Source organism: Pseudomonas sp. MH10, assembly GCF_034353045.1.
Taxonomy (GTDB): domain Bacteria; phylum Pseudomonadota; class Gammaproteobacteria; order Pseudomonadales; family Pseudomonadaceae; genus Aquipseudomonas.
Genome location: NZ_CP133783.1, coordinates 4,623,763 through 4,636,240, shown reverse-complemented (window position 1 = coordinate 4,636,240; position 12,478 = coordinate 4,623,763). Strand labels below are relative to the sequence as shown.

The following is a 12,478-nucleotide window of genomic DNA, read 5'->3' as shown; positions in this document are numbered from 1 at the left end:
AAATCGAAGAGGGCACTCAGTCACCCCAAAAGCCGACCCTGCGGTGCATACGGCGCCGCATCAATAATCGGTGCCCTGCCCGCCAGCAAATCAGTTAACAAGCGGCAAGAAGCCGGCGCCAGCACCAAGCCATTTCGGTAGTGCCCGCAGTTCAACCACAAGCCAGCAAATCCCGGCACCGGGCCAATAAACGGAATGCCTTCGGGCGACGCCGGCCGCAGCCCTGCCCAATGCCCAACCACTTCGGCACCGGCCAGCGCCGGGATCAGTTCCTCGGCGGACGCTTTGAGGCTTTCAAGTGCGGTGCTGGTTGGAGTCTTGTCGAAGCCTTCATGCTCCAGGGTGCTGCCGACCAGGATGTGGCCATCGCGGCGCGGAATCGCGTAGCGGCCTTTGGCGAGAATCATCCTCGGGAGGAAGTCCGCCGCGCATTTGTACAAAATCATTTGGCCCTTGACCGGCTCGACAGGCAGCGCAAGGCCTAGCGTTTTCAACAATTCTCCGCTCCACGCGCCGGCCGCCAACACCACTCGGTCACCGAGTATGTCGCCAGAGGCGGTGCTGACGCCAAGAACGGTGTCGCCATCACGGATAAAACCGCTGACTTCACAGTGCTCATGAAGGGTGACATTGGGCAACGCTAACAGAGCCGCCCGTAGCGATTTCACCAAGCGTGGGTTGCGCACATTGGCAACGTCAGCCATGTAAATCGCACTGGAATACCCGCGACCCATGACCGGAACCGCTTCATACACCGTAGAAATATCTACCGCACTCAACGGCCGATTTGCACTCGCAGCCCATTCCAACGCTTCTTTTTCGTCGTCCAGATCGAGCCAGTACAGACCGGTGGTGTGAACCTCGGGGTCAACGCCCGTGGTCTCAAACAAGTGCGCCGCCAACTGCGGGTAAAAATCCTGCGACCAATGCGCCAGCGCTGTCACCGCCGAACTGTAGCGCCACGGATAAAGCGGCGAAACAATTCCGCCCCCCGCCCAAGACGATTCCTGCCCGACATCGGAACGGTCCAGCAGGACCACGCTTTCTACCTCTGCGGCCAGATTGAATGCGGTCAACAGACCGATCACACCACCGCCGACAATGACTACCTGTTGCTTGGACATCATGGACTCAACGCAAAAAGGAAAGAGAAACGGCGTCAGTACTGGGTGTTAAAAACGCCGGGATCGTCATTTACACAGTCAGTTATCGTCGCAGACTGTGGCGGTTTTTTCGACCCTGTCGTAGTAGGGTGCGACAACGTTACTCAGCGAAAAGCATCAAAGTGCCACTGGTCTGCCGAAAAGCCCGGACATCTATTAGATAACGACTTTAAAGTTGAGTAGTATCACGATATTTCCAACGGCAAAAATGGAATTTTCGTAATGGATTTCGGCTCTCGCGTCAGGCAGTCAAAGGCGCATCGTGGCCTTCATAGTCCATGTTTACACCAGGGTAGCTGTGGGTTCACCTTGATTGAGTTAGTGATTGTCGTGGTCATCGTCGGAATATTTGCGGCGCTCGCAATCCCCAGCTTCAGCAGCCTGATCCACAAAAACAACGTGACCACCACAGCCAATGAGTTTTACGACCTGCTGCAGTATTCGCGCGCAGAAGCAGCGACACGCGGTACGGGGATCACGATGTTGGCGGCGGGCTCTAGTAACTCCGCTTGGAATGGCGACATCAAAGTGATCCTTACCAATCAGGGCACTGTACTCAGAGAGATTGGCACGGGCGGCCTTCAAACAGGGGTGGCAATCACTACTCCGATAGGCAGTATCGTCTTCTCGCCCACCGGCAGCGCCTCGCCGGCTACTTGCTTCACCTTCACTTATACCGGGGACACGTCGATTAAAACCCAGTATGTTGGCGTGCTCGGGAGCGGCCGTATCAGTGTTCCGTCTACAACACTGCCAGCAACGGGAGAGTGCAATTGATAACAGGCATTCCCACTAAATCCTCAGGGTTCAGCATGATTGAGGTGCTGGTCAGCCTGCTCGTCATCGTTGTGGGTGTATTAGGCATGGTAGGCCTGCAAAGCAAAGCGATTCCTTACACTCAGGATTCCGCGCAGCGAAATACTGCCATCATGCTCGCAGATGATTTGCTGGAGCTGATCAGGAGCAACCCGAATTGCGGCACCATCGGTAGTTGTCAGAAGTTACCAGGTGCTTCGTTTCCAACCGTCCCCTCTGCCTGTATCCCTACGCCCATCAGTTTTAATGATCAAGTCGGCTGCTGGGCAGTTCAAGCGGGCAATGCCCTACCGGGCGCTAGCGCGCTATTGAAAACTGGTTTTTACGTCTGTAACAGTGCAACGCCAGGCGATGTAACCGCGTCAAGTTGCGGTACGGGGAGCGAAATAGAGATACAACTCTCATGGACCGTCAAAACGGCGGGTGATTGTATGGACCCCTCAAACAGCAGTACGACCTGTACATACAAAATCAGGACGCGGCGGTGATGAATTTAAATCCTAAAAAAAATAATATTTACCCTTATCAGCGGGGCGTTTCGTTGATTGAGCTGATGGTTGCCATGACCATTGGCTGTTTCTTAATCCTGGGTATTACCCAAATTTTTATCACCAATCAGAAAAGTTATCTGTTTCAGCAGAGCCAGCTTGGCAATGGGGAAAATGGTCGCTTCGCACTTGCTGTGCTGGGACAGGAACTGTCGAAAGCGGGCTATCGAAGTCTGCCGACCGCGCAAATCACTAACACCTCGGTTTCAGGCTGCAATTTCCCTGCGGGCGTCTCCGTGGTCGCCATTTCAGCCACAGCGCTGTGTATTCAGTATGAGGCCAGCAATAAAGCCGACGTGACCTGTCAAGGTACGCCGCTGTCGAGCACAAACCTAGGCGCCATCGTGACACCCTACATGCAAGCCAATCCTGTGATTGTTGAGCAAATCGCGCTGGATACCACAACAAACTCGATAACGTGCACGACAGGGGGCATCACTCAACAAATGGTGACGGGGGTGGCCGATCTCCGCTTCGATTACGGTTCCAGCAATGGCATTGGCAAGGACAGCTCTAAGACAGTGACCGTCTTTGGCCCCAGCCCCAGTAACGCTCAGACGATAGGTGCGGTCCGCTATGCCGCCCTTATGCAGAGCGGCTCATCAAGCATTCGGGACACCACTGATGTACCCAAAGCCCTGTCAGACTGGAATACTCGTTTTAGCGGGACCATTGCCGATAACACCAAGATTTACCAGATCGTGCAGGACACCATCATGATCAGGAATCAGATGCAATGAACGTGTCCTTGCGCTCGACCCATTTCCCCATGGCGCGCCAACAGGCGGGTATAACGTTGGTAGTTGCCATTATATTTCTGCTGATCATTACTGTTTTGGCCATTTCCAGCATGCGCGGAGTATCGCTTGAGTCTCGCATCACGGCCAATCTAAAACAGCAAAAGACCCTGAGGAGCGCAGCGGAAGCGGGTCTACGCATGGGAGAGCTAAGTATCGGCACGACCGTAGCCCCCACATCGGTTAAAACCTGCACGACAACAACCTGCCTACCGTGGGTGCAGTCTGAGCTTACGGCAACTTCCAGCGTCGATACACCTAGCCAATTCGTAGCGGCTAACGCTACAAACATGGCCACCGCCGCGACGGCATACAATACGAAAATTCAATGGTACGTCGTACAACTTGGAATGTTGGACGGCAAAAGCCAGAATAGCTGTGCAATCAAAGGGTGTGGCGCTTGGTACTACGAAGTCAATGCATGCGCGTCTACCGTATTGTGCACCAGTGATACCACGACTCAACGCGTCATCTTGCGTACAGTGATCGCCCGTTATTACCCCTAAGTAGATGCCAATACTGGATAACCCATGACTTGCTTAAAAAAAATTCACAGTATTTTCATCGCACTGACCGGTTTGCTTATTTTTAACGGCTCAACGACAGAAGCGGCCACCATCAGCCAAGTCCCCGCGCAGTTGCCAAACTTCGTGAACGCCGCCGTTCCGCCGTTAAACATGCTGCTGGTAGAACGCGACAACAAGCTTTTTTTTCCGGCCTATAACGATGCCTCCGATCTGGACGGTGATGGGTCTATCGACATCCGCTACAAACCGTCAATCACCTACTTGGGTTATTTCGATTCGGGAAAATGCTACACCTACGGGGGTAGTTATTTTTCTCCAACATCGATTACCGTCACTAAAAAATGCAGTGGTAACTGGAGCGGCGACTACCTCAATTACCTGACCACTTCCAGGGCCGACGCGTTACGAAAAGTACTGTATGGCGGCTATCGCTATGTCGACACCGCAACACAAACCATCCTGTCCAGGGCCTATATATCCACGAACGCCCAAACCTGGGGCAAGGAATATAATAGCCTGACAGTAGATGGCTACAATCTCTCCGACTACACACCTTATTCGAACCCCTCTTCCGGCAACTACACACTTTTTGCAAACAACAGCCAAGGCACCGTTGAAGCCCAGTACCCTCCACTGCTAAGGGTGCTTCCCAATATTGCCAACGTCCGTATATTTGGCTGGGTTTCCCGGGAAGTTGTTGAGGGCGGAACCACCGCCACCAACACAAGCCTCGTCGATATTACTGTCGCCCCCGTTGACTTTGCCGTCAGGGTAGAGGCCTGTAAAACCGGCTTTTTGGAAACAAATTGCAAGCTGTATCCGAATGGCCAATACAAGCCCACTGGCATCCTTCATGATTACGGTGAGGGCAATCAGATGTACTTTGGTCTGATGACCGGCACTTACACGAACAATCTACAAGGCGGAGCCCTGCGCAAAGCTATGGGCAGCTTTGCCAGCGAAATTGATTCCTCCACTGGTATTTTCGGGACCCAAACGGGCTCAACCTATACTAAAGGTGCCATCATCGGGACACTCGACGGCTTAATATTAAGCCCTCTCACGTGCCCCTCTATCACCATCCCGCTAAACTCAACCTGCCCAAACGCGGGAAATCCACTGGCAGAAATGATGTATGAAACAATGCGCTACTTTAGTGGCACTGTAACTCCCACCAATGGCTATCTTTCCGGTGCAGCTGATACGGCACTCGGTCTTAGCGGGTTGAGCAGTTGGACAAACCCTTACTCTAGTACACCGGACGCGAATGCTACCCCCCCTACTTACCCTAGCTGTTCCAAACCGTTTGAGACCTTATTCAGCGACGTAAACCCAAGTTATGACTCGGACCTCCCTGGTAGTAGCTTTGCTACCACCGGTCTTCCGACGGCGACCACTGCCTTAACGTCGCTGAACGTTTCAACCTTGGGCAGCACCATATGGAACAACGAGATAGGGGGTAGCGCAAGTATCAATATCGGTGAAGTGCCGACTCTTAACGATTCCGCGCCTACCGCCAAGACCGCATCAAGCTTCGGTAGCATACGTGGGCTTCCGGATGAACCTACGAGACAGGGGACTTATGATGCAGCAGCAGTTGCTTATTATGCTAACACCAATCCCATCACATCGATTGGCAATCAAAAAGTTCAAACGTTTTCTATTGCCCTCTCCTCGACGTTACCGCGGATTCAAATACCCCTCGGCAGCGGCATCATTACGCTAGTACCTTTTGGTAAAGTTGTCAGCACCGCCCCCAACTTCGCGACTGAACGCTTCAGTGGTTTCTACATAGATTCGCTCTATAACATGCCTGGCCAACCCTTCGACACAACCGTGAACGGAGGCCGGGCACAAGCTGTTTTCCGGGTTGTGTACGACGATTGCACCCAAGGTTGCGACTTTGATATGGACGCCATCGTGCTTTATACGGTAGCGGTCAATGCACTCGGGACGCTGGATGTTACGCTGCAGACAACTTACTCGGCTGCGGGCTACGAATCGCACATGGGTTATACCATCTCTGGTACTACGCATGATGGCATCTACATGGAAGTAAGGGGTGGAGGGGGCTCAACCACTACAAACAACTACGCGCTGGACACGCCTGGAACGAATTTACCCGGCCAATGCCCGTGCACGGGTACAACCAGCCAATTACCCGGTATGCTGACTAACAGCGTCCCCGTAACAATCAACGGTATCGCGAGCACTAGCCATACACGCAACTTCTCCGCGTCATCGACGAGCGCTGTCACCAACCTGCAAAATCCACTCTGGTACGCCGCCAAGTGGGGCGGATTCGGTAACTCGACCAATACGTCCAGCAGCTTGCCAGTCTCTGGACAGTGGGACTCGAACACGGCTAAGACACCTAACAACTACTTTTTGGTCACCAACGCCTCTACGTTAAAAGCTCAACTGTCCAAAGCCTTTAATCAAATTTTGCAAACAAATAGTTCAGTCAGCGCACCGGCAGTATTGCAGACACTAGGCACCAGCAGCTCTAATTCCACTTACGTGAACAGCATGAACGTCGCCTACTGGAGTGGAGACCTGACCAAAACAACCTTTACGACCACGACGGTGGGAACAAGTATTACGACGAGTTCGGCGATCAACTGGGTGGCCAGCCAACAAGTGCCGCCGTGGGGCTCGAGACAGATCAAAATGGCTAACTCGACCGGTACAGCCCTGCAGAGCTTCTCCTTTGCTAATCTCCCGATGGGCACGTTGACCTCAGCACAAGTCGACTTCATTCGTGGCGACACCAGCAATGAGATATCGACCTATCGCAAACGAGCCTCATTGATAGGCGACATCGTAGACTCTGCACCTGTGATCGTCAGCACCGCCAACTTCGTTCCCTCGGTTGCAGAAACCTTGAGTGGGCCAGTGGGTGCCTACTCGACGTTCAAAACCACCCAAACCACCCGCCGCGGTCAAGTATATGTGGGCGCCAACGACGGTATGTTGCACGCATTCGACACCACTACCGGTGTCGAAAAGTTTGCCTTCATCCCAACCGCCGTGATCCCCAACCTCAGCAAGTTAAGTGCCAGCACCTATAATTCAGACCCCTCGCTGCATCGATATTTTGTTAACGGCACACCGGTTACTTCAGACGTCTACTTCAGCGGAGCGTGGCACACCGTTTTGATCGGTACGCTGGGCGGCGGCGGGCGTGAGATATTCGCCTTGGACGTCACCGATCCGGACAACATCACCCTGCTTTGGGAGTTCACCTCCCAAGCGAATTCCGATTTGGGCTACAGCTTCTCTACGCCGGTCATTGCCAGGCTGAATTCAGGAAACTGGGGCGTCGTCGTAGGCAATGGTTACAGCGGCAACAATGGCGTGGCAGCGCTATTCGTTATCGACGTTGGCACCGGCCTCGTGACCGAAATAAAGACACCCATCGGCGGTAACAATGGCCTGTCGTCACCGGTGATATTGGACTCGAACTCCGACGGCATCGCTGACTATGTATACGCCGGCGATCTGCTCGGTAATCTATGGCGATTCGACTTTCTTGGCAGCAGCTCTAGTAGCTTCGCCATTTCCTTTGGTGGCACCACCCCCCTTTATAAGGCGACGGTGAGCGACACAGCGGGTTCAGCAGTTCAATCCATTACAGCCCCCCCCGTGGTCGTGGCTCACCCAAGCGGAGTGGGCACTCTGGTGATCTTCGGGACCGGCCGCTATTTCACGACCGCAGACAAGGCCAATACAGATCTCCAGACGTTATATGGCATTTGGGATAAACAACCGAGTACCGCGAGCACCCCTAACCTTGCGCGGGCCAGCCTACAAGCCCAAACGATTACGACGCAGGATAACAGTGCTACATTTAACGGCATCACAACGGCTATTCGGATTATCAGTAATAACACCGTGGATTGGACGACAAAATTTGGCTGGTATCTGGATCTGACCGCCAGCAGCTCCTTACTGGGCGAGCGGATAGTTGATCCGCTGATCATTTCTGGCAGTGTACTGCTTGCCTCTACACGTACACCCAGCACTGATATTTGTTCACCGGGTCTAATCGGATGGACCTATGGCCTGGATCCAACGACCGGCGGCCGAACCAACTTTACGGTATTCAACCTTTCCCAAAATGGAACCATTACCAGCACCGACAAATACAATTCAACCGTTGTCAGTGCTTTCAGTACTGGCGCAGGTGGTTTTACCGTGACTTCTGGCGCAAACAATGGATCGCTCACCGGGACACTTTTTAATAGTGGCGGTGGCATTGGCACTAACTATAACGGCGGAACATTTTATAATGGCCGCCAAACTTGGCGCGTTATCCCCTCGCCTTAGGAACTAAGCATGCGCAATGACACGAAAGGCCAGCACGGTTTTACGCTGATAGAATTGATGATCACCGTGGCAATCATTGGCATCCTTGCTGCGATTGCCTACCCGAGCTATACCGCGCATGCACTGCATGGTTATCGCTCGGAAGGGATTGCACAGCTGGCTGACGGGGTCGCTCGGATGGAGCGCTACTATGCTCAAAACAGCAATTATTCGGCGTCTAATTTGGCCGCCATAGGCATTACCAATGCCACCTCCCCAAGCGGAAAATATATCATCAGCTTTAACGGCATCCCAGGCGCCACGACCTATTCTCTTCAGGTCGTTCCACAAGGTGCGCAGTCAAGTGATAGCTGCGGGACATTGAGCACTGATCAAACGGGTGTCAAATCACCGGTTACCGCGAGCTGCTGGCAATAGATTTTCCAGTTCAAAAGCCCAGCCTTCCGCTGGGCTTTTGAACGGGTTAATGGCCCCAGCACTGTGTGGACGTAGCTCCACCGGCCAAGTTTAAGTTGTCGCGTTTACCCACGTTATCCATCAAAAACCCCCCACACTTATCCCCACTCATCACCCCCGTCGCAATAGGCATCGCAGTCAGCGTAAATGACTGAATCCCCCGCTCCGCCGCCACGGTATACACCCGATTTCCCTGCGTAATCTCCAACCCCACAGCAGGCGGCCCCGTAACATCCGAATACTGCCCATTGCGTGAATAAAACCGTTCCAGCTGTTGCGCCGTGTCGGTCAGCAACCCAGCGATCTCCGAGCGGTGAGCCCGTTTCAGGTACTCGGTGTAGCTGGGATAAGCGACGGCGGCGAGGATGCCGACTATTGCGATGACAATCATCATTTCGATCAGGGTTAAGCCGCATTGGCGACTCACTGTATTTGCCGCCACATAATGCGGCGCCCGAACACGTAGACGCTTTCCAACACTGTTCTGGAGTTGCCTTGGATGCCCACGCCGGTTATTCGATACAAGGTCCATACTTTCGGCTCCTTCCCTTCTGCTGGCAGTGGTACGTTTACCGGTTCAGTTGTTTCGGCGAAGTTTTGCACGGCGTAGAACCCTCCATTTACAGCTCTCCAAGTCACGCCGGAAGTCGGGTTCGATCCGGGTGCAGTAATGTCGAACGCCTCAGGCGGAGGCGCGCAGGTGGTGACGACTATGCAGCGCGCCAGCGAGTAACCCGGTTGTTGCACCGCCGATTCGCCGATTCGCAACGCCGCTTCTGCTGCTTGAAATGACTGATCACGTAGCTTTACGCTCCCGGCCATTTTTTCCTGAAGGGCGGCGTTTTGCAGGGATGAAACGCCGATCAGGCTAATCAACAGCAGAAAAACCAAGCTGATTAACAACACCATGCCGTGTTGGCTGTGGATATTCATGAAGACTTCACTCATTAATAAATACGAGTATTTCAACGGCACATGTTGGCTACTACAGGGATTGTGTTGTTGCTTCTCACCTATCCGAGCCTGTTTCGCAGTGCGGCGACGACTGTGAACGTCTGGTCTTCAACCCGCTTGGCTGGATCGCTCAGGGTAAGACTCAGACGAACGCTTCTAATTAGTCTGGGATCGGCAGGGTTGGCGGCGTAGCGTGAAACCGGTGTGTCTTCAACCGTATTGGCCACGCCAAACAACACCGAGAACGCGCTGACGTTTTTGATCAGTCCGCTGATTTCACCGCCGCGACGGTCGTAGGCGTAGGTGATTTGGCGGATCGGGAATTTCAATTGGCCGGGGCCTGGCTCACGGTCTCCGGCATAAGCGGTGGCGGAGGACTCACAGTCGGATAATACGACCCAGTCGGCTTTACCGCCGGTGGTGCCGACATCAGCGGTCACCAAGGTCAAGGTGTGTTTGGCGTTGTTCCAGCGGATCGGCGTTTGCCGTGCTGCAGAAAAGCCTCTGCCGGAATCCTCTATCGTCTGCAGGCAACCAAACATGCCCACCATGCGAATTTCCTGAAGCATTTTGCTCAGTAGAAATCGCGCATCTTCTTGCATGAATGCCGAGGCGTTTTGGCTGATGTAGGTATTTTTGGCGCCGATGAACAACTGAGTCAGGCCAAGGGTAATAACCAGTCCTAGGGTCATCGCCAGCATAATTTCGATCAGGCCGAAGCCCTCGGACGCCTGCTTCATGGACGCGCCCCTACATCAACCGCGACGCGGCTGCTCAGCCTGAATGTCTGCAGCTCGTTGAGTACATTGGCGGCTCTGGAGTCGTTCCAGGTGATCGTGATTTCCACGGCCCGCCCGATCACCGCGATGCTGGCATCGGCATCGTTGCCAGCGAAAGCATTGATGCTGGTGGCGAAGTCAAACAGGTCCTGGTCGCGCGGCATCGCGAGATTGCCTACTGGGGGCGCAGACGCTAGCGAAGCCAGGGTGTAATCCACATCCGGGTTGGCGCGGATGCGTTCCATCATGTCGTGGGCGACGAAGCTGGCGTGGCTGTGGAGCATCGCGCTGTCGGTGTACTTCAACGCATTGAGCTGTAACGCCGCCGCGCCCAGCAAACCGATGGCGAGAATCAGCAGAGCAATCAGCACCTCGATCAGCGTCATTCCGGTTTGAACATAGTCGTTTCCCTCACGCATCAGTAGGCTCCCTCCAAAACCAATTCGTCCGACCAGTGAAGTCGATAAAACGGCAATCGGGGTGCGGATGTGTGGCCTGATTTGTAACTCTTTAGCTGTTCGTTCCGTCGACACAGTGGCTGACAATTCAAGCGAGCCAAGGGCTAGGAACCAGAGCGAATCAGGTGTTTTCTAGCGAACCTGATGGACACGCAAGGACGCCGAGCATGAAGCAAACAGGTGTGGGTCTTATTCAATTGATGGCCGGTTTGGCATTGATCGCCGTCGCCGCGCAACTGGCGGTTCCGGGGTTTGGGCAATTGGTTGAGTCTCAGCGGCGCACGGAGGTCGCTAACCAACTAACCAGTGCGCTTCGATCTGCGCGCACCGAGGCGATCCTGCGCAACACACCGGTTTTGGTTCATGCGATAGATGACAACTGGAGCGTTGGCTGGCGGATTATGCTCGAGCACAAAGCTGCGGGTGGGGAGTACAGCGAAGTATTGCGCGAGCACGCCAGCGGCGGAAAAGTACCGATTACCGGTAATTTCCGAGGAAAACCCTATGTGCGGTTCAATGGCTTAGGTTCTGCCCTGACCAGCAACGGGACATTGCTGGTCTGCGACACACAGAAGCCCATCAGTCATTATCAGATCGTGGTTGCGGCCAGCGGCAGGGTTCGATTGGAGAGCGACCAAGCCCATCCGCGACCATGCCGCTAATCGATCTCACAACAACGATTTGACCCGTAACTCTTTGGGCATCGAAAAGGTGATGTGTTCTGCACGCCCTGCCAACTCATCAGCGCCGGTCGCGCCCCAGGCTTGCAGTTGCTGAATCACGCCGCGCACCAGTACTTCGGGGGCCGAGGCGCCTGCGGTGATACCGATCCGCTCCACCCCGTCAAACCAGCTGCGCTGCAGGTCTTCGGCGCCGTCGATCAAGTAGGCTGGTGTCGACAAGCGCTCTGCCAATTCGCGCAAACGGTTAGAGTTTGAGCTGTTCGGACTACCAACGACCAACACCACATCACACTCGCTGGCCAATTGCTTGACCGCATCCTGGCGGTTTTGCGTGGCGTAACAGATGTCGTCTTTACGCGGGCCGCCGATGCTCGGGAAGCGCTTGCGCAGGGCGTCGATCACCCGACCCGTGTCATCCATGGACAACGTAGTCTGGGTAACAAACGCCAGGCTTTCAGGGTTGTTCACTTGAAGATTGGCGACATCTTCTTCGTCTTCCACCAGATAAATCGCGCCGCCATTGCTGCCATCGTACTGGCCCATGGTGCCTTCGACTTCTGGATGGCCTTCATGGCCAATAAGAACGCACTCACGGCCGTCACGGCTATAGCGTGCGACTTCGATGTGAACCTTGGTCACCAACGGACAAGTGGCGTCGAACACTTTCAGGCCACGGCCGGTGGCTTCAGTGCGCACCGCCTGAGACACGCCATGGGCGCTGAAAATTACGATGACGTCGTCAGGTACCTGATCCAGCTCTTCGACGAAGATCGCGCCACGGGCACGGAGGTCTTCGACGACAAATTTGTTGTGTACCACTTCATGGCGCACGTAGATCGGCGGGCCAAAGACTTCCAGGGCACGATTGACGATCTCGATCGCCCGGTCCACTCCAGCACAGAAACCACGGGGGTTAGCGAGTTTGATTTGCATGGGGCGCCTCGTTATCTACACGCTGGGGTGACAGG

13 protein-coding genes are annotated in these 12,478 nt (G+C 54.3%); 7 read left to right on the top strand and 6 right to left on the bottom strand.

What is annotated here, in order from left to right; all coding sequences use genetic code 11:
- Window positions 1-20: 20 nt before the first annotated feature.
- Window positions 21-1,127: a glycine oxidase ThiO gene (gene thiO, locus RHM59_RS20805; RefSeq protein WP_322166111.1), complete on the bottom strand. Its 1,107-nt coding sequence runs from the start codon at window positions 1,125-1,127 to the stop codon at window positions 21-23.
- A 345-nt stretch (window positions 1,128-1,472) separates the two neighbouring features.
- On the opposite strand from thiO, the gene RHM59_RS20800 reads away from it, so the two are divergent.
- The 6 genes from RHM59_RS20800 to RHM59_RS20775 are packed head-to-tail and all read left to right on the top strand — an operon-like array spanning window position 1,473 to window position 8,597.
- Complete coding sequence (locus RHM59_RS20800) at window positions 1,473-1,940, top strand: GspH/FimT family pseudopilin (RefSeq protein ID WP_322184865.1); 468 nt, start codon at window positions 1,473-1,475, stop codon at window positions 1,938-1,940.
- A gap of 35 nt (window positions 1,941-1,975) precedes the next feature.
- Window positions 1,976-2,467: a type IV pilus modification protein PilV gene (gene pilV / locus RHM59_RS20795; RefSeq protein ID WP_322285305.1), complete on the top strand. Its 492-nt coding sequence runs from the start codon at window positions 1,976-1,978 to the stop codon at window positions 2,465-2,467.
- On the top strand, window positions 2,467-3,267 hold the full coding sequence (locus tag RHM59_RS20790; RefSeq protein ID WP_322166114.1) for a PilW family protein: 801 nt from the start codon (window positions 2,467-2,469) through the stop codon (window positions 3,265-3,267). The genes pilV (RHM59_RS20795) and RHM59_RS20790 overlap by 1 nt, the downstream gene beginning before the upstream one ends.
- Window positions 3,264-3,830, top strand: a complete 567-nt coding sequence (locus RHM59_RS20785; protein WP_322166115.1) for a pilus assembly PilX family protein — start codon at window positions 3,264-3,266, stop codon at window positions 3,828-3,830. Before RHM59_RS20790 ends, RHM59_RS20785 begins: the two co-directional genes overlap by 4 nt.
- 24 nt (window positions 3,831-3,854) lie before the next feature.
- On the top strand, window positions 3,855-8,180 hold the full coding sequence (locus RHM59_RS20780; RefSeq protein WP_322166116.1) for a pilus assembly protein: 4,326 nt from the start codon (window positions 3,855-3,857) through the stop codon (window positions 8,178-8,180).
- 9 nt (window positions 8,181-8,189) lie between these two features.
- Window positions 8,190-8,597, top strand: coding sequence for a type IV pilin protein (locus RHM59_RS20775; RefSeq protein WP_322166117.1), 408 nt, complete (start codon window positions 8,190-8,192; stop codon window positions 8,595-8,597).
- A 46-nt stretch (window positions 8,598-8,643) separates the two neighbouring features.
- On the opposite strand, the gene RHM59_RS20770 is transcribed toward RHM59_RS20775, so the two are convergent.
- The 4 genes from RHM59_RS20770 to pilV (RHM59_RS20755) form a co-directional block, all read right to left on the bottom strand.
- Window positions 8,644-9,030: a type IV pilin protein gene (locus RHM59_RS20770; protein ID WP_322286734.1), complete on the bottom strand. Its 387-nt coding sequence runs from the start codon at window positions 9,028-9,030 to the stop codon at window positions 8,644-8,646.
- 29 nt (window positions 9,031-9,059) lie between these two features.
- Window positions 9,060-9,584, bottom strand: a complete 525-nt coding sequence (locus tag RHM59_RS20765; RefSeq protein WP_416195033.1) for a PilX N-terminal domain-containing pilus assembly protein — start codon at window positions 9,582-9,584, stop codon at window positions 9,060-9,062.
- 65 nt (window positions 9,585-9,649) lie between these two features.
- On the bottom strand, window positions 9,650-10,330 hold the full coding sequence (locus RHM59_RS20760) for a pilus assembly protein PilW (RefSeq protein ID WP_322285303.1): 681 nt from the start codon (window positions 10,328-10,330) through the stop codon (window positions 9,650-9,652).
- On the bottom strand, window positions 10,327-10,788 hold the full coding sequence (gene pilV, locus RHM59_RS20755) for a type IV pilus modification protein PilV (RefSeq protein ID WP_322166121.1): 462 nt from the start codon (window positions 10,786-10,788) through the stop codon (window positions 10,327-10,329). The genes RHM59_RS20760 and pilV (RHM59_RS20755) overlap by 4 nt, the downstream gene beginning before the upstream one ends.
- Window positions 10,789-10,994: 206 nt before the next feature.
- Here pilV (RHM59_RS20755) and RHM59_RS20750 point away from each other — a divergent pair, with 206 nt between their 5' ends.
- Window positions 10,995-11,489 (top strand): GspH/FimT family pseudopilin, encoded by a 495-nt coding sequence (locus tag RHM59_RS20750; RefSeq protein WP_322184855.1) that lies wholly within the window; start codon window positions 10,995-10,997, stop codon window positions 11,487-11,489.
- A gap of 6 nt (window positions 11,490-11,495) precedes the next feature.
- Here RHM59_RS20750 and ispH read toward each other — a convergent pair whose 3' ends face one another.
- Window positions 11,496-12,443 (bottom strand): 4-hydroxy-3-methylbut-2-enyl diphosphate reductase, encoded by a 948-nt coding sequence (ispH, locus tag RHM59_RS20745; protein WP_322166123.1) that lies wholly within the window; start codon window positions 12,441-12,443, stop codon window positions 11,496-11,498.
- Window positions 12,444-12,478 lie beyond the last annotated feature (35 nt).